Source organism: Streptomyces sp. NBC_00259 (genome assembly GCF_036181745.1).
Lineage (GTDB): Bacteria > Actinomycetota > Actinomycetes > Streptomycetales > Streptomycetaceae > Streptomyces > Streptomyces pratisoli.
In genome coordinates, this window is record NZ_CP108080.1 from 6,414,105 (window position 1) to 6,430,588 (window position 16,484).

15 protein-coding genes and 1 riboswitch are annotated in these 16,484 nt (G+C 71.5%); of the genes, 8 read left to right on the forward strand and 7 right to left on the reverse strand.

Annotated elements, in window-relative coordinates:
• Positions 1-26: 26 nt before the first annotated feature.
• Positions 27-1,046: a LacI family DNA-binding transcriptional regulator gene (locus OG766_RS28780; protein ID WP_266387311.1), complete on the reverse strand. Its 1,020-nt coding sequence runs from the start codon at positions 1,044-1,046 to the stop codon at positions 27-29.
• Positions 1,047-1,196: 150 nt separating this feature from the next.
• On the opposite strand from OG766_RS28780, the gene OG766_RS28785 reads away from it, so the two are divergent.
• From OG766_RS28785 to OG766_RS28800, 4 genes are read left to right on the forward strand one after another with little or no spacing between them, the layout of a single operon-like run.
• Complete coding sequence (locus OG766_RS28785; protein WP_328726533.1) at positions 1,197-2,504, forward strand: ABC transporter substrate-binding protein; 1,308 nt, start codon at positions 1,197-1,199, stop codon at positions 2,502-2,504.
• 27 nt (positions 2,505-2,531) lie between these two features.
• On the forward strand, positions 2,532-3,479 hold the full coding sequence (locus OG766_RS28790; RefSeq protein ID WP_266387305.1) for a carbohydrate ABC transporter permease: 948 nt from the start codon (positions 2,532-2,534) through the stop codon (positions 3,477-3,479).
• Entirely contained in the window at positions 3,479-4,297 is an 819-nt protein-coding gene (locus tag OG766_RS28795; RefSeq protein WP_266387302.1) for a carbohydrate ABC transporter permease, read from the forward strand. The genes OG766_RS28790 and OG766_RS28795 overlap by 1 nt, the downstream gene beginning before the upstream one ends.
• Positions 4,294-6,735 (forward strand): beta-glucosidase, encoded by a 2,442-nt coding sequence (locus OG766_RS28800; RefSeq protein ID WP_443045554.1) that lies wholly within the window; start codon positions 4,294-4,296, stop codon positions 6,733-6,735. Before OG766_RS28795 ends, OG766_RS28800 begins: the two co-directional genes overlap by 4 nt.
• Before the next feature lie 108 nt (positions 6,736-6,843).
• On the opposite strand, the gene OG766_RS28805 is transcribed toward OG766_RS28800, so the two are convergent.
• The 3 genes from OG766_RS28805 to OG766_RS28815 all read right to left on the reverse strand — a co-directional run bounded on the left by OG766_RS28805 (position 6,844) and on the right by OG766_RS28815 (position 9,596).
• Positions 6,844-8,310 carry a SulP family inorganic anion transporter gene (locus OG766_RS28805; protein ID WP_328726534.1) on the reverse strand — a complete coding sequence of 489 codons (1,467 nt, stop codon included), beginning with the start codon at positions 8,308-8,310 and terminating at the stop codon, positions 6,844-6,846.
• A gap of 112 nt (positions 8,311-8,422) precedes the next feature.
• Positions 8,423-9,031, reverse strand: a complete 609-nt coding sequence (locus tag OG766_RS28810; protein ID WP_266387296.1) for a carbonic anhydrase — start codon at positions 9,029-9,031, stop codon at positions 8,423-8,425.
• Positions 9,032-9,197: 166 nt separating this feature from the next.
• Positions 9,198-9,596, reverse strand: a complete 399-nt coding sequence (locus tag OG766_RS28815) for a hypothetical protein (protein ID WP_328726535.1) — start codon at positions 9,594-9,596, stop codon at positions 9,198-9,200.
• A 190-nt stretch (positions 9,597-9,786) separates the two neighbouring features.
• A riboswitch (cobalamin riboswitch) is annotated at positions 9,787-9,976 on the forward strand.
• 38 nt (positions 9,977-10,014) lie between these two features.
• On the opposite strand from OG766_RS28815, the gene OG766_RS28820 reads away from it, so the two are divergent.
• The 4 genes from OG766_RS28820 to OG766_RS28835 all read left to right on the forward strand — a co-directional run bounded on the left by OG766_RS28820 (position 10,015) and on the right by OG766_RS28835 (position 13,553).
• Complete coding sequence (locus OG766_RS28820; RefSeq protein ID WP_266387290.1) at positions 10,015-10,380, forward strand: (2Fe-2S) ferredoxin domain-containing protein; 366 nt, start codon at positions 10,015-10,017, stop codon at positions 10,378-10,380.
• Between the two features lie 160 nt (positions 10,381-10,540).
• Positions 10,541-11,530: an ABC transporter substrate-binding protein gene (locus tag OG766_RS28825; protein ID WP_266387287.1), complete on the forward strand. Its 990-nt coding sequence runs from the start codon at positions 10,541-10,543 to the stop codon at positions 11,528-11,530.
• 86 nt (positions 11,531-11,616) lie between these two features.
• On the forward strand, positions 11,617-12,672 hold the full coding sequence (locus OG766_RS28830) for a FecCD family ABC transporter permease (protein ID WP_443045622.1): 1,056 nt from the start codon (positions 11,617-11,619) through the stop codon (positions 12,670-12,672).
• A complete protein-coding gene (locus OG766_RS28835; protein ID WP_266387284.1) occupies positions 12,669-13,553 on the forward strand; it encodes an ABC transporter ATP-binding protein in 885 nt (294 codons plus the stop codon). Before OG766_RS28830 ends, OG766_RS28835 begins: the two co-directional genes overlap by 4 nt.
• Here OG766_RS28835 and OG766_RS28840 read toward each other — a convergent pair.
• The 3 genes from OG766_RS28840 to OG766_RS28850 form a co-directional block, all read right to left on the reverse strand.
• Complete coding sequence (locus OG766_RS28840) at positions 13,522-14,541, reverse strand: pyridoxal-phosphate dependent enzyme (RefSeq protein WP_328727541.1); 1,020 nt, start codon at positions 14,539-14,541, stop codon at positions 13,522-13,524. The genes OG766_RS28835 and OG766_RS28840 overlap by 32 nt on opposite strands.
• Entirely contained in the window at positions 14,474-15,493 is a 1,020-nt protein-coding gene (locus tag OG766_RS28845; protein WP_328726536.1) for a GHMP family kinase ATP-binding protein, read from the reverse strand. The genes OG766_RS28840 and OG766_RS28845 overlap by 68 nt, the downstream gene beginning before the upstream one ends.
• Positions 15,494-15,585: 92 nt before the next feature.
• A complete protein-coding gene (locus OG766_RS28850; RefSeq protein WP_266388774.1) occupies positions 15,586-16,410 on the reverse strand; it encodes a Rossmann-like domain-containing protein in 825 nt (274 codons plus the stop codon).
• Positions 16,411-16,484 lie beyond the last annotated feature (74 nt).

The following is a 16,484-nucleotide window of genomic DNA, read 5'->3' on the forward strand; positions in this document are numbered from 1 at the left end:
TAGTTGGGGGCGATCCCCCCGCCGGGTCAGTCCGCCCGCGGTGGCGCCGTGCTCTTTCGCACCACCAGGCTCGTCGCCAGTTCCAGCCGCGTCGACGACGGTTCCTCGGTGCGCAGTCGCAGCAGCATCTGGGCCGCCTCCTCGGCCATCTGGCGCAGGGGCTGGTGGACCGTGGTCAGGGCCGGGCTGGACCAGCGGGCGACCTGGACGTCGTCGTAGCCGACGACGGAGAGGTCGTGCGGGACGCGCAGCCCGTTGACGCGGGCCGCCTCCAGGACGCCGAGGGCCTGCAGGTCGCTGCCCGCGAAGACGGCGGTCGGCCGCTCCGGCAGGCTCAGCATCTCCATCGCCCGGTCGTAGCCGCCCTCCACGTGGAAGTCGCCGAACCGGATGAGTTCGGGCGCGGTTTCCAGTCCGGCCATGCTCATCGCCGAGCGGTAGCCGTCGAGGCGGGCCAGGGAGCAGAGCATGTCCTCGGGGCCGGTGATGATGCCGATCCGCCGGTGTCCGAGCTCGATCAGATGCCGGGTGGCGGCGAGGCCGCCGGTCCAGTTGGCCGACCCCACGGACGGTACGTCGGGATCGGGGTCACCGGCCGGGTCGATGATGACAAAAGGTATGGAACGAGCCCTGAGTTGCTGCTTGACCGCCTGAGGGAGGGCGGAGAAGACCAGCACGACGCCGATGGGCCGGCGCTGCAGGACCCCTTCGATCCAGTCGGGGTCCGGTGAGTGGCGGGTGCCGCTCTCGGTCAGCACCACGCTCGCCTGGTTGGCCTTGGCGACGTTCTCCACCCCGCGGATCAGCTCCAGGGCCCAGATGCTGTCCAGCTCGTGGAAGACGATCTCGATGAGCGGCGCCTCCCGGGACGACCTCGCCGTACGCCGGTAGGCGTGGGTCTCCAGCAGGCGTTCCACCTTGATCCTCGTCGGCGGGGCCACGTCCTGCCGGCCGTTGAGGACCTTCGAAACTGTCGAAATGGAGACGCCGGCCTTCTGGGCCACCTGGGCCAGGGTGATGCGGCCCATCTCCTCGTCATCGCGCATGGCGGGAGCATAAGGCACGTTCAACTGCCGCAACAGGGTAACGCTTTGGTAACTGGCTGTTCGAGGGTTGACCCCCCAGGTGGGGGCGCCTACCGTCCCCTCTCGTGAACTTTCGGTAACGGTGCCGAAATAGTTTCGAGAGGCGAGGCGATGAAGCTACGCGTACGGTTCCCCCGGGCCGCCGTCATCGGCGGGTTGGCGCTGGCCATGACGCTTTCACTGTCCGCGTGCGGCGGGGCCACCGACGACTCGGCGGGCGGGGCCGACGAGATTCACGTCCTGGTCTACGGCGACGCGGCCAACAAGGTCGAGAAGCAGCTGGTCGAGACCTTCAACAAGACCTCCAAGGTGAAGGCCGTCCTGGACACCATCCCGGGCGCCGACTACCAGGCCAAGCTGCAGACGATCATCAGCGGCAAGCAGGCCCCGGACGTGTTCTTCAACTGGGGCGGCGGTTCCATCAAGCCGTTCGTCGACGCGGACCTGCTGATGCCGCTCGACGACTTCATCGCCAAGGACCAGGGCCTCAAGGACAAGTTCCTGCCCTCGGTGTTCAACACCGCGGTCGTGGACGGAAAGCCGTACGGCGTGCCCATGCGCGGCACCCAGCCCGTCCTGATGTTCCACAACAAGAAGGTCCTCGCGGACGCCGGCATCACCCCGCCGAAGACCTGGGACGAGCTGCTCGCGGCGGTCAAGACCCTCAAGGGCAAGGGCGTCACCCCGATCGCGCTCGGCGGCGGCGACAAGTGGCCGACGCAGATGTGGTACCAGTACGTCTACGACCGCGTCGCCGGGCCCGAGCTGTTCCAGAAGGCCATGACGGGCGACAAGAGCGCCTGGGAGAGCGCCGAGAGCAAGAAGGCCCTCTCCATGATCAAGGAGCTGGTCGACGCGGGCGCCTTCGGCACCAACTTCGACTCGGTGAAGTTCACCGACGGCGGTTCCCCGGCCCTGCTCGCCACGGGCAAGGCCGCCTTCGAGCTGATGGGCTCCTGGGAGTACTCGACCCTGCAGGACGCCCACCCGGACTTCGCCAAGAGCGACCTCGGCTACGGCACCTTCCCGACCGTCACCGGCGGCAAGGGCGACCCGAACAACATCGCGGGCAACACCAACAACTACTACTCGGTGCTGAAGAGGACCGAGCACCCCGAGGCGGTCGCCGACTTCCTCAAGCTCATGTACTCGGACGAGTTCGTGAAGGCGCAGCTGTCCATAGGCAACCTGCCCACCACCACGAACACCCCGGACTTCCTCGACACCTCGGCCAGCCCGGAGTACTCGAAGTTCCAGTACGACCTGGTCGCGAAGGCCCCCGCGTTCCAGCTCTCCTGGGACCAGGCGTACCCGCCCGCGGCGACGACCACGATCCACTCGGCCGTGCAGCAGTTCTTCAACGGCCAGCTCGACGCGGACGGCTTCATCAAGCAGATGCAGTCCCTGCCGGCCGCCTGACCCCACCACTGATCCGGATCACCTGACATGACCACTGCCACCGCACCCGCCGTGGACGGCGAGCAGTCCGCACGGACCGGCCGCGCCCCCGGCCGGTCCGGCACCGGAGTGGGCCGCCCGGGCTTCGCCTGGGCGGCTCCCGCCGCCGTGTTCTTCGGACTGTTCGCCATCGTCCCGCTCGGCATGCTCGTCGTGCTGTCCTTCGCCGGCTGGAACGGCCTCGGCGAACCGGAGTTCGTCGGCCTCGACAACTGGACGAAGCTCCTCGCCGACCCCGTCATGCTGGAGAGCCTCTGGCTGAGCGTCCTGCTCACCCTGCTCGGCGTCGTCGTCCAGACCCCGATCAGCATCCTGCTGGGCGTCTGGGCCGCGGGCCGCCAGCGGAACCGGGCGGTCCTGACCGCCGTCTACTTCGTCCCGCTGCTGCTCTCCATCACGGCCGTCTCCGTGCTGTGGCGCGCCGTGCTCGACCCCAACTTCGGCGTGCCCTCGCAGGCCGAGTGGCTCTTCGGGGACGGCAATCTGCTCGGCAAGCAGGCGACCGCGATCGGTGTCCTGGTCTTCGTCGCCACCTGGCAGTTCACGCCCCTGCACACGCTCATCTACCAGGGCGCCGCCCGCGCGGTCCCGCAGGTCCTCTACCAGGCCGCCCAGATCGACGGGGCCGGCCGGGTCCGGCAGTTCTTCCACATCACCCTGCCGCAGCTGCGCAACAGCATCATCACCTCGGTGATCCTCATGGTCGTCGGCGGTCTCACGACCTTCGACACCGTGCTGATCCTCACCCAGGGCGGCCCCGGCACCGACACCACGATCAGTGCCTACTACATGTACCAAAAGGCCTTCAAAAGCTTCGACTTCGGCGCGGGCGCCGCCATCGCGCTGCTCCTCGTGGTCGTCGCCACGGTCATCTCGCTGATCACGGTCCGGCTGTCGGGCTACGACAAGATGCGCAGCACCCAGGAGGGCGTGTGATGAAGAGCCGTCCCAACTACCTGGCGGGGTTCGGCTCGCTCGTCTGGCTCTTCCTCGTCGGCCTGCCGCTGTACGTCATGCTGATCGCGACGTTCCAGAGCCGGGCGGACTACGCGGCCAACGGCCCGCTCGCCTTCCCGGACCACTTCACGCTCGACAACTACGTCAACGACCTCAACGACGGCTTCGCGCAGTACTTCCTCAACACGGTGATCGTCACCGTGGCCGTCGTCGGCATCGTGCTGCTGCTCGTACCGCCGCTGGCGTACGCGATCGTCCGCAGCCAGGGCCGCACCACCGGCGTCGTCTTCCGGCTGTTCCTCCTCGGCCTCGCGATCCCCTCGCAGGCCGTGATCGTCCCGATGTTCTACGTCATCAGCAAGGCCGGTCTCTACGACAACCTCATCGGCGTGATCCTGCCGACCGCGGCCTTCGCGATGCCGGTGTGCGCGCTCATCCTCACCGGTGTGATGCGTGACATCACACCGGAGCTGTACGAGGCGATGACCGTGGACGGCGCCTCGCCCTGGCGGACCTTCTTCCAGCTCGTCCTCCCGCTCTCCAAGAGCGGCCTGTCGACGATCGTGGTCTTCTCCGCCCTCCAGGCGTGGAACGGCTTCCTCTTCCCGCTGGTGCTCACCCAGTCCGCCGGGACCAAGGTGATCACCATGGGTCTGTACGACTTCCAGACGGAACACGGGGTCGACATCCCCGGCCTGCTCGCCGCCGTGGTCCTGTCCATGCTCCCCATCCTGCTCGTCTACCTGTTCGCCCGTCGTGCCCTGGTCCAGGGGCTGATGGGGGTCGGAGGAAAGTGACCGACAACGTGGCTGTAGAGGACACCGTGGCCGTGGAGACCGACTCCGCCGCCCCCCTCTGGAGCGATCCGTCCCTCGACGCGGGCACCCGCGCCGACGCCCTGATCGCCGCGATGACCCTCCAGGAGAAGATCGCCCAGCTCTTCGGGGTCTGGGTGGGGGCATCCGACGAGGGCGGCGAAGTCGCCCCGCACCAGCACGACATGGAAGAGGCGGTCGACCTCGAGGAACTGCTGCCGTACGGTCTCGGCCAGCTGACCCGGCCGTTCGGTACGGCACCGGTCGACCCGGCGGCCGGCGCGCTCTCGCTGGCCCGCACCCAGCGGCGGATCGCCGGCGCGAACCGCTTCGGCATCCCGGCCCTGGCCCACGAGGAGTGCCTCGCGGGCTTCGCCACCTGGGGCGCCACCGCCTACCCCGTGCCCCTGTCGTGGGGCGCCACCTTCAACCCCGGGCTGATCCGCGAGATGGCCGCCGCCATCGGCCGCGACATGCGCTCCGTCGGCGTCCACCAGGGGCTCGCCCCCGTCCTCGACGTCGTGCGCGACGCGCGCTGGGGCCGGGTCGAGGAGACCATCGGCGAGGACCCCTATCTCGTCGGCACCGTCGCCACCGCCTACGTACAGGGCCTGGAGTCGGCCGGCATCGTCGCCACGCTCAAGCACTTCGCCGGCTACTCCGCGTCCCGGGCCGGGCGCAATCTGGCCCCCGTCGGCATGGGAGCCCGCGAGCGCGCCGACATCATCCTGCCGCCGTTCGAGATGGCGGTGCGCCAGAGCGGCGTACGGTCGGTCATGCACGCCTACACCGACACCGACGGCATCCCCTCCGCAGCCGACGAGCGGCTGCTGACCGGACTGCTCCGGGACACCTGGGGCTTCACCGGCACCGTGGTGGCCGACTACTTCGGCATCGCGTTCCTCAAGACCCTGCACGGAGTCGCCGGAACCTTCGGCGAGGCCGCAGGCGCCGCGCTCGCCGCGGGTGTGGACGTGGAGCTGCCCACGGTCAAGACGTTCGGCGAACCCCTGCTGGACGCGGTCGCCGAGGGAAGGGTGCCCGAGGCGCTGGTGGACCGTGCCGTACGACGCGTCCTCGTGCAGAAGGCCGAACTCGGCCTGCTCGACCCGGACTGGAGCGCTCTGCCGCCGGCACTCGACGGAGCGGACCCGGACAGCGCCACCGGCCCGGGCCCGGACGCCGGGACGCCGCGCGGCTCGGTGCGCCTGGACTCCGACGACAACCGGGCCCTCGCCCGCCGGGTCGCCGAACAGGCGGTCGTGCTCCTCCACAACGACGGCACCCTGCCGCTGTCCCCGGACCACGCCCCGGAGCGGACCGCGCCTCCCGCCAGGATCGCGCTCATCGGCCCCAACGCCGAGGACCCGACGGCCGTACTGGGCTGCTACGCCTTCCCGGTCCACGTCGGCGTCCAGCACCCCGGGGTCCCGGTCGGGATCGAACTGCCCACCCTGCGCGAGGCGTTGGCGGCCGAGTTCCCCGACAGCGAGATCGTCGTGGCCCGGGGCGCGAGCGTGGACGGCACCGACACCACGGGCTTCGCGGCGGCCGCGGAACTCGCCCGCGGCGCCGACATCGTCATCGCGGCACTCGGTGACCGCGCCGGACTCTTCGGGCGCGGTACCAGTGGCGAGGGCTGCGACGCCGAGTCGCTGGCCCTGCCCGGCGTCCAGCAGCAGCTGCTCGACACGCTCCTCGACACCGGAACCCCGGTCGTGGTCACGCTGCTGGCCGGCCGGCCCTACGCGCTGGGCCGGGCGGCGACCGCGTCGGCCGCCGTCGTCCAGTCCTTCTTCCCCGGCGAGGAGGGCACGCGGGCGATCGCCTCCGTGCTCGGCGGCCGGACCGCGCCGGCCGGCCGGCTCCCGGTCAGCGTCCCGCGTCACCCGGGGGCCCAGCCGTCCACCTACCTGGCGGCACGCCTCGGCCACTCCAGCGAGGTCTCCAGCATCGACCCGACGCCCGCCTTCGGCTTCGGGCACGGCCTGACGTACACCACGTTCGCGTGGACGGACCTGGCCGTGGAGAGCGACGAGGCGACCACGGACGGCGCGTTCGGGCTGGCTTTCACGGTCCGCAACACGGGACCGCGCGAGGGCACCGAGCTGGTGCAGCTCTATCTGCACGACCCGGTCGCCTCCGTGGTCCAGCCCGTGCAGCGCCTCATCGGCTACGCCCGGCTTGAACTCGCTCCGGGCCAGGCCGTACGGGTCCGCTCGACGGTCCCCGCGGACCTGGCCGCCTTCACGGGCCGGGACGGGCTGCGCATCGTGGAACCGGGGAAGCTGGAGCTGCGGTTCGGCGCGTCGAGCACGGACACGCGGCTGACGGCGCGGGTCACGCTCACCGGCCCCGTACGGGAAGTGGACCATCTCCGCGCGCTGCACGCCACGTTCAGCACCGAGCCCGCCGCATAGCCGAACCCGCCGCGAAACCGCCGCCGACGCGTGCACCACTCCTCGTGGTGCACGCGTCGGCGTGCTTCCCGTGGCCGTCCCAGGGGCAGGGCGACGGTCCGCCTGACCTCAGGGAGTCGGCCGGGGCGCCTGCGGCTGTGAGATGTGCGCGTTGCGCTGGTCCGCCCAGCTCTGCAGCGCCGTCATACAGGCGTGGTCCAGGTGGCGTACCCCCGACAGATCGAGCTCGACCTGACGCTGCGGCAGCGCCTCCAGGGTGTCCAGGATGCGCGGCAGCCGCAGGAAGGTGGCATTGCCGGTGAGCCGCACCCGCACCGCGCCCATACCGCTGTCCGAGACGGAGATATGGACATGGGACATCGCCCAGGCGGTCTTGACGACGGCGAGCAGCACACCGATCAGCACGCCCTCGAACATGGTGGTCGTCACGATCGCCCCCGCGGTGACGACCAGGACGACGGCCTCACCCCGGTGGTCGCGCCACAGCGGCGCGAGCTCCTTGAGCGGGATCAGCTTCCAGCCCGCGTGGATGAGGACGCCGGCGAGTGCCGCGGTCGGTACGTAGGACAGCGCCTGCGGCAGGAACGCCGCGAACAGGAGCAGCCAGACGCCGTGCATCACCCGTGACAGCTTCGTCTTGGCGCCCGCCTGGACGTTGGTGGCGCTGCGGACGATGACCGCGGTCATCGGCAGCGCGCCGAGGGCGCCGCAGACGGTGTTGCCCGCGCCCTGCGCCATCAGCTCCTTGTCGTAGTCGGTACGCCGGCCCGTGTGCAGACGGTCGACCGCGCTCGCGCTGAACAGGCTCTCCGCCGAGGCGATCAGGGCGAACGCGATCACGGTGGCCGCGAACCCGACGTTCGCCAGGCGCCCGGCGTCGGCCAGGCCCGGCGGCTGGATCGCCTGGAGCAGCCCGGTGACCTCGACCCGGTGGATCGGCAGGTCGAACACCACGGTCAGGGCGGTCGCCGCGCCCACCGCGACCAGTTGTCCCGGTACGACCCGCATCCTGGCCGGCATACGCGGCCACATGGCGATCAGACGTGCCGTTCCGATGCCCACGGCGAGCGCCAGCAGCGCCGTCTGCGAGGTGACGGTCCGGACGACGAGTTCCGGCAGACCCGCGAGATCGGCGAGGCCGCCGCCCGGCGCCGTGGCGTCGGCCATGGCGTAGAGCTGACCGGCGATCAGGACCAGGCCGATGCCCGCCAGCATGCCCTGGACGACGGCCACGGAGATCGCGCGGAACCAGCGCCCCAGCCTGAGCGCGCCGAGCACGAGCTGCAGCAGCCCGGCGCCCAGCACGATCACGCCGAGGGCGGACAGCCCGTACTCGTGGACCGCCGTGTAGACGAGGACGGTCAGCCCGGCGGCGGGGCCGCTGACCTGGAGACTGCTGCCGGGCAGCAGTCCGGTGACGATACCGCCGACGATGCCGGTGATCAGGCCCAGTTCGGCCGGTACACCGGAGGCGACGGCCACGCCCACGCACAGCGGCAGGGCGACGAGGAAGACGACGAGCGAAGCGGTCAGATCGGCCCGGACGTGGCGCCCGAGCGAAAAGGTCAGGGGCATCTTGGGCATGGCGTTCTCTCGGGGTGAGGAAGGAACGTCGTGGGCGTCCGGGGCGGCGCGGTGTCCGCTGTGGTGGGATTCCCCCCGTCCGGTGCCGGGAGGCCGGCCCGGATCACAGGGGCCGGAAGACGCGGCCGCCGGGCTCGCAGGCCAGGACCTCGCCGGACTCGACCGTGTAGAACCAGGCGTGCAGCCGCAGCCGCCCCGAAGCCAGCCGCCCGGCGACACACGGGTAGGTCCTCAGATGCTCCAGCTGGGTCAGCACATGCCGCTGGGCCGCGGCGACCGGGTCGTCCTCCGGTGGCGCCGCCGGCCCCGGCCCGTCGTGGCCGCCGCGGTGCCCGGCCCGGGTCAGCCAGCGCCGTACCAGCGGCATGCTCCGTACGGTCTGCTCCCGCAGCAGGCCCTGGACGGCGCCGCAGTGGGAGTGACCGCAGACGACGATGTCCGGGACGTCGAGGGCCTCCACGGCGAACTCCAGGCTGCCGGCCACACCGCAGGCCGTGTGCGGCTGCCAGGAGGGAACGATGTTCCCGGCGGTGCGTACCTCGAAGATGTCGCCGGGTGCGGCGCCGGTGAACAGTGAGGGAATCACCCGGGAGTCGGAGCAGGTGATGAACAGCGCCTGGGGCCGCTGGCCCCGCGCCAGCGCGGCGTAGGTGTCCTCTTGCCCCGCGATCCGTGCGGGGAAGTGCCGGGCGTGCTCGATGAGCGACTGCATGGTCGTACCTCGGTCTCTTCGATACGGAAGGGTGTGCGTGCTCGAAGAGGGGCGCACCGCGACGGCCCTGGCGGCGCGTGACAGGCCGCGCGGCGGGCACCGGAGGGTGCCCGGGCACGTCGTCAGGCGGCCGGGGAAGGGCCCGCGTCGGCGGTGCGCCTGCCGATCAGCAGCGGAACGCCTGCAGGTTGCTCAGGCTCGGCGTCGCCGCCGCGCCCGGGTTCCGGGTGTGCCTCGCGGTACTCGCGCAGGGGGCGCCCGGTGGGCTCGCCGTCTCGTCCGGCGCGCTGTTGGCGCCGTTGCCGGGGGCGGCGGGCGCGTGGGCGCCGAGCTGAGAGACACGGGAGAGATGGGTCAGCGGGTCGTACGACTCGTCGTGGTGGTGCGCCGCGCCGTGGGCGCTGATCACCACCACCGTCGTGTGCGGGTTCCTGCTCTCCGCGGCGACGACGGCCGAATCGGCCCGGGGGGCTCCGGGGGCTGCCGGGGTGGCGCAGACCGGTGTCAGGACATGCAGCAGGACCGCACAGATCAGCAGAATGCCCGCTGACACACGTGAGATCACTGCCGGACTCCTTGACGTCATTGCTGCGCAGGGATGAACGTTACCGTCCCTTGTGTTCCGGTTGCGGTTGATTTTCCCGCTGAATGCGCTTTATGCAGTGCTGTCAGCCTGGGCCAGGACTCGATCGGCTGCCACCGGTGGTCGGCCGTTCGCGCTACGGGTAGGGAGCGGGCCCGGGCGTATGACATGACGTTCGTTTCTGCGATGATGTCCCGCGAAAAGGCGACGGCGGAACGAGGAAGCCGGTGTGAATCCGGCGCGGTCCCGCCACTGTGATCGGCGAGCGGATCCCGAACAGACCACTGCCCGGATGCGGGTGGGAAGGCCGGGACGAGCGGTGACCCGAGAGCCAGGAGACTCACGCGGTCGCCTCCTCACGTGACTGGGGCGGATTTCCCCAGAGGGGAGGCTTGTCGTGATGCCCGAGGTGCCATCGCCGCGCGGTCCGGTGCCGTGCCGCGTCGTCGTGTGCCGTGACTGCTGCTGCGGCAGTCCCAAGGTGACCGGTGTCGACCACGCGGAGCAGACCGCGCGTCTCGCCCTGGACGCCCCGGTGCGGATCTCCGACTGTCTCGACGTCTGCGACCAGGCGAACGTGATCGTCGTGCAGCCGTCGGCAGAGGGGCGCGCCGCAGGCGGCCGGGCCGTCTGGTTCGGCCTCGTCAACGACTCCCTCGCGACCGAGGACGTCGCGGCCTGGGTACGGGCGGGCGGCCCCGGTGTCGCCGCGCTGCCGGAGATTCTCGGCCTCTACGCCTTCACCCCGCCACGGCGCGTGCGCTGACGGTCGTCGGCGCCGCCCGCACGCTGCCCGACGCTCCCTTCGTGCTCGCCCCCTTCGTGTTCGGCCCCTGCGTGATCGCGACCTGGGATCGCGACCTCCTGTTCACGACCTTTTGATCACCACTCTCCTGAACAACTCCCCGCGGTGAGAGGACCACCACATGATGGGCAAACGCCCGCTGTCCCTGCTGTCCGCCATGGCCCTGGCGCTGCTGGTCGCCGGTTGCGGCGGCGGCAGCGCCGCCCGTGACGACGCCGCGCCGGCCGGCCCCGCCGAGGGCTTCCCGGTCACCGTCGACAACTGCGGGGTGAAGACGACGTATCAGCGTCCTCCGCAGCGCGCCGTGTCGCTGAACCAGCACGCCACCGAGGTCATGCTGGCGCTCGGGCTGGAGGAGTCGATGGTGGGCACCGCCTACCTCGACGACCGGATCCTCCCCGCGTACCAGGACGCCTATCGCGGGCTCAAGGTGCTCGCGAAGGAGTACCCCTCGTTCGAGGTGCTGCTGTCCGCCGAACCCGACTTCGCCTACGGCGGTTTCGCCAGCACCTTCGACGAGAAGGAGGGGCGCAGCCGCGCCGCGCTCTCCAAGGCGGGCATCAACTCCTATCTGAACGTCGAGGAGTGCCCCTCCGGGCCGGTGACGATGGCGCACATGGACCAGGAGCTCCGCACCGTCGCGAAGATCTTCGGCGTGACGGACCGGGCCGAGCGGGAACTGGACCGGCTGCACGGCACGCTCGACACCGTCGAGCGCGAGCTGGCCGGCGTCACTCCCACAAAGCTCTTCGTGTACGACAGTGGCGACAAGACGGCCTTCACCGCGGGCGGCGCGGGCGTCGGCAACGAGATGATCAAGCGGGCCGGCGGGGCGAACCTCTTCGCCGACCTGGACAAGGCGTTCGGTGACGTGTCCTTCGAGCAGGTGGCCGAGCGCGCCCCCGAGGTCATCGTCATCTACGACTACGGGGACCAGTCGGTCGAGGACAAGAAGAAGTTCCTGCTGGCGAACCCGGCGCTGAAGGACGTGCCCGCGATCAGGAACAAGCGGTTCGCGGTGCTGCCGCTGTCGTCCACCGTGCTGGGTGTCCGGGTGCCCTCGGGCGTCGAGTCCCTGGCCCGCCAGCTCCACGCGGAACGTTTCAGGTGACCGGCACGACGGAATCGACGGAATCGACCGAGGCGACGGGGGCGACCGGCACGACCGGCACGACCGACGCGACGGGGCCGGCCGGCGTGAGCCGGGCGGAGCGTACGGCCGCCGCCCGGCGCCCCGGCGTTCCCTACCCGCTCGTGCTCGCCCTGCTGGCCGCCCTGGTCGTGATCGCGGCGACCGCCGGGATCGCGGCCGGCTCCATCAGCGTCCCGGCCGAGCAGGTCTGGGGCATCCTGCTGCACCGGGTGCATCCGGGCCTGGCCGACCCGACCTGGACCCCGGTCCGGGAGACGATCGTCATCGACGTCCGGCTGCCGCGCGTACTGCTGTCCGGCGTCGTCGGGGCGGGCCTGGCGGTGGCCGGAATGGCGCTGCAGGCGCTCGTCCGCAACCCCCTCGCGGACCCCATGCTGCTCGGGGTGTCGTCGGGCGCCTCGGTCGGGGCGGTGCTCGTCGTCGTCTTCAACGTCGGCCTGTTCGGCGTGTTCTCACTGCCCGTCGCGGCGTTCCTCGGGGCGCTCATCGCCCTGGTCGCCGTCTACTTCCTGGCCCGGTCGGGCGGACGGATGACCACGGTGCGGCTGGTGCTGGCGGGAGTGGCGACGGCCGAGGTGCTCTCCGCGCTGGCGAGCTTCCTGATCGTCACCTCCGACGACCCGCACAAGACCCAGGCGGCACTGCGCTGGATGCTCGGCGGGCTGGCCGGCACGACCTGGACGGTGGTGTGGATCCCCGTCTGCGCGGTCCTGCTCGGCACGGCGGTCCTGCTCGGCGTCTGCCGTCCGCTCAACCTGCTGCTCGCGGGGGAGGAGGCCGCCGTCGCCCTCGGCCTGGACGTACACCGTTTCCGTGCCGCGCTGTTCATCCTGGTCGCCCTCATGATCGGCACGATCGTCGCGGTCAGCGGGCAGATCGGCTTCGTCGGTCTGATCATGCCGCACGTGGTACGGCTGTTCGTCGGTGCCGACCACCGCCGTGCGCTGCCCGCCGCCGCGCTGCTCGGCGCGGCCTTCCTCATCGCCGCGGACCTGGCCGCGCGCACCCTCATGAGCCCCGAGGAGATCCCCGTGGGCATCCTCACCGCCCTCGTCGGCGGTCCCTTCTTCCTGTGGCTGATGCGACGGAGGTCCTCATGACGGACATGGCCACGGACTCGGCCACGGACGCGGGCAGGGGCAGGGGCAGGGGCAGGGGTTCGGACGCGGGCAGGAGCACGACCGCGGCGGCGCCCGGCACGCTGGCCCTGGAGGGCGTGTCGGTCGTCGTCGACGGCACGGTGCTCGTGGACGAGGTGTCCCTGCGGGCGGCGCCCGGCGAGGTGGTCGCGCTCGCCGGGCCCAACGGCGCAGGGAAGTCCACCCTGTTGCGTACGGTGTACCGGGCGCTGCGCCCCACGTCGGGGCGGGTCCTGCTGGACGGCGAGGACGTCCGGCGGATGTCCGGCAAGTCCCTGGCACGCCGGCTCGCGGCCGTCCTTCAGGAGTCCGCCGGGGACTTCGACCTCACGGTGTACGACGTGGTGGCCATGGGCCGCACCCCGCACAAGCGGGCCTTCGAAGGGGACAGCGCCGACGACCGGGCCGTCATCATGGACGCGCTCGCCGAACTCGACGCCGCCGGCCTGGCGTACGCCCCCTTCGGCCGGCTGTCCGGCGGCGAGAAGCAGCGCGTGCTGATCGCCCGCGCGCTCGCCCAGCGCGCGGGGACGATGGTGCTGGACGAGCCGACCAACCACCTGGATCTGCGTCATCAGCTCGACACGCTGCGCCTCGTCCGCCGGCTCGGCGTCACCGCCGTCGTCGCCTTGCACGACCTCAACCTGGCCGCCGCGTTCTGCGACCGGATCTGTGTGATGGCCGGCGGCCGTGTGGTGGCCACCGGGGCACCCGGCGAGGTCCTCACTCCCGCGCTCCTGTCCGAGGTCTACGGCGTCGACGCCGAGGTGGCGGAACACCCCCGCACCGGCGTCCCGCACATCACCCTGCTCACCGGCCCGCCGGGTGCGGGGGGCCCGTGACGGCACCACGGACGCCACCGGCCACCGACCTCGCCGACTCCACCGATGCCACCGACTCCGCCGATGCCACCGCGGAGGCGGGTGCCGGAGCACGGTCCCAGCTCATCCGGCACCAGGGCAGGGCGAGTTCGGCCGGTGCGCTCACCGTGCGCGGCGCGAGGTCCTCGACACGGGCGGCCTCCCGGTGCCGGGCGAAGACGGTGTCCACGTAGCGGTGGCCGGTGTCCGCGGCGAGGAACACGACGGTGCGCGCGGGGTCGTGCTCGCGCTCCCAGCGGGCGGCGAGATAGCCCGCCCCGGTGGACAGCCCCGCGAACACCGCGTGCCGGCGGAGCAGGTCGACGCTGCCCGCGAGCGCCGCCTCGAACGCGAGCCAGTGGACGGTGTCGTACAGCCCGTGGTCGACATTGGCGAACGGGATGGAGCTGCCGATCCCGGCGATGATGATGTCCGGGTCGGCGACGTGTTCGCTGCCGAACGTCACACTGCCGTACGGCTGTACGCCGACGAGTTCCACGCCGTGCCCGTCCTCCCGCAGCCGGCGGGCGAGCGCACCGGTCGAGGCCCCCGAACCGACCCCGCCGACGACGGTGAGAGGGACGTCCCCGGTCTCCTGCCGGACGCGCTCGGCGACGTCCCGGTAGCCCAGGTAATGGATGTCGTCGTGGTACTGGCGCATCCAGTGGTAGTCGGGGTGCTCCGTCAGGATCTCCTGGATGCGGGCGACGCGCCGCTTCTGATCGAGTTTCAGGTCGCTGCACGGCTCCATCTGCTCGAGCGTCGCGCCGAGCACCGCGAGCTGGGTGCGCAGGGTGTGGTCGACCGTCGTCGAGCCGACGATGTGGCAGCGCATTCCGTGGCGGTGGCAGGCCAGGGCGAGGGCGTAGGCGTAGATACCGCTGGAACTGTCCAGCAGCGTGTCACCCGGCCGTACCGCTCCGGTGTCGAGCAGATGGCGGACGGCCGCCGAGGCCGAGACGACCTTCATGGTCTCGAAGCGCAGACACACGAGCCGGTCGTCCAGACGTATCAGGTCCGGCCTGCCGATCGATTCCGCGATGTGCTGGTCCATTCATGAACTCCTCGGTCGGGGTGTACGTCGTGAAGGTCCGGGTGGCGGGGATGCCTTCGCGCTCCAGGTCGTGGCGGCAGCGCTCCACCCGGTGCGGGAGCCCGGGGGCCGCCGGGTCGAAGAGCAGTCCGGCCACGGTGCCGCTGTGGGCGATCTGGACGCCCACGGCGCCGGTGTGCCCGGCGATCGCGACGAGGGCGTCGAACTCCGGGTGCCGCAGCAGGCGCTGGGCGCGCCGGGCGCTCTCCGTGCCGACCCGGCCGAGAAGCCCCGGGTCCGCGGTGGCGACGGCCCGGCGCAGCAGCGCCCGCAGACGTTCGTAGGCGCGTACGTCCTCGTCGTCGTGGACCGGGGCGGGCAGGGACAGGGTGTCCACCGGCCCGCCGCCGCCGAGGGTGCAGCCCACGACGACGACCGGCGGCAGGGCGTCGCCGAGGACCTCCAGGACACGTCCTTCCCGCTGCGCGAACAGCACGGGACGGGCGCCGAGCATGAGCGGGTCGGACGCCAGCTCCGCCCGTACCGACAGCCGGGCGACCGTCCCCGGCGGCAGCCGCAGACCGTAGGCGTCGGCGACCGCGCGTACGGCCGCGATGACATCGCTGGTGGAGGAGCCCATCCCGAGCCCCACCGGGATGTCGCCGGTGAGCCGCAACTCCCCGCCGCACAAAGGCTCGCGGCACCGTCGGGCACACTCGTCGACGGCCAGGGCGACGGCGCGCAGCGCCTTCGTACGGTCGTGCGGGGTGACGGTGAACGCGCCGGGCGGGGCCTCGGGCCGTCGCACGAACCGGGCCCGTGTGCCCGGCCCGTTCATCGGCAGGGTGACCAGCCCGGCGCAGCGCCGCCCGCGGTCGTCGAGGAACACGCCCTGCAGGATCTCCCCGTGGTGGCAGCAGGCGTGCCCGGTGCCGACCCCGGCGGTGCCCGTGTCGGCCCTCGCCCGGCGGGTTCGCGCCGTCACGAGCCGCTCGCGGTGTGGCGACGGTAGCGGTAGAGGACGGTCTCCTCGGCGCTGAACTGCGAGAACGGGAAGGGCTCCGCGGACAGTGCGGTCACTCCCGCCCCGAGGAAGGCTCTGGCCACCGCGCTGCCGCTCTGTGCGTACACGACCAGCGGCACGCCGCGCTCGCGGCAGTGGGCCACGATCGTGTCGAACGAGCCGTTGCTCAGCGTCATTCCGGTCGCCACGACGGCGTCGGCGGCGTCCAGCACCGTGTGCATGTCGTCGGTGACCGGCTCGCCCCACTGCGTCGTCCGCAGATTCAAGTCGCACGGCAGGGGTGTGCCGCCGCGCTCCCTGATCGCCGCGAGCAGCGGGTTGACGACGCCGATGAGGGCCACCCGCGCGCCGTCCTCGATGTCGAGCAGCCCGGCGATCGCGGTGTCCCGGGCCCTCGCCCGGACCTCCGGGGGACCGGCCGGCAGGGTGACCGGTTCGGCCCGCGAGGACCGGGCGGCCTCCCGGTGCGGCAGTGTCTCGGCGAGATACGCGTCCAGGGCGGCCATCCGCAGCGGGCGGGGCCCGTCGCGCAGCAGGACGTCGAGTGTGGTGCCGGAGGCGTCGCGGCAGATCGCCGGGTCGATCTCACCGGCCTCGAAGGCACAGCCGCCGAAGGAGCCGCCGAGGCGCACCAGGACGTACTGGTTGAGGTAGGTGACCTGGCCGCCGGCCAGCCGGGTGCCGTGGTGGATCCAGAAGACGCTCGTGGCGGTCAGTGTGGAGGGGCAGGGGCCGTGCTCTCCGGCCAGGACGGCGCCGAGCAGCTCGTCCACGGTCGTCACGGCGGGGCCGCGGTCGGTTGTGTCCACGGGTACTCCTTCTCTCGGAAGTCTTGAAGCGGGTGCGGGTGCGGGTG

Excerpts from the sequence above, each read along its gene's own strand:
- OG766_RS28780 (WP_266387311.1), bottom strand. The coding sequence starts at position 1,046 with ATGCGCGATGACGAGGAGATGGGCCGCATCACCCTGGCCCAGGTGGCC.
- OG766_RS28785 (WP_328726533.1), top strand. The coding sequence starts at position 1,197 with ATGAAGCTACGCGTACGGTTCCCCCGGGCCGCCGTCATCGGCGGGTTG.
- OG766_RS28790 (WP_266387305.1), top strand. The coding sequence starts at position 2,532 with ATGACCACTGCCACCGCACCCGCCGTGGACGGCGAGCAGTCCGCACGG.
- OG766_RS28795 (WP_266387302.1), top strand. The coding sequence starts at position 3,479 with ATGAAGAGCCGTCCCAACTACCTGGCGGGGTTCGGCTCGCTCGTCTGG.
- OG766_RS28805 (WP_328726534.1), bottom strand. The coding sequence starts at position 8,310 with ATGCCCCTGACCTTTTCGCTCGGGCGCCACGTCCGGGCCGATCTGACC.
- OG766_RS28810 (WP_266387296.1), bottom strand. The coding sequence starts at position 9,031 with ATGCAGTCGCTCATCGAGCACGCCCGGCACTTCCCCGCACGGATCGCG.
- OG766_RS28820 (WP_266387290.1), top strand. The coding sequence starts at position 10,015 with ATGCCCGAGGTGCCATCGCCGCGCGGTCCGGTGCCGTGCCGCGTCGTC.
- OG766_RS28825 (WP_266387287.1), top strand. The coding sequence starts at position 10,541 with ATGATGGGCAAACGCCCGCTGTCCCTGCTGTCCGCCATGGCCCTGGCG.
- OG766_RS28835 (WP_266387284.1), top strand. The coding sequence starts at position 12,669 with ATGACGGACATGGCCACGGACTCGGCCACGGACGCGGGCAGGGGCAGG.
- OG766_RS28840 (WP_328727541.1), bottom strand. The coding sequence starts at position 14,541 with ATGAAGGTCGTCTCGGCCTCGGCGGCCGTCCGCCATCTGCTCGACACC.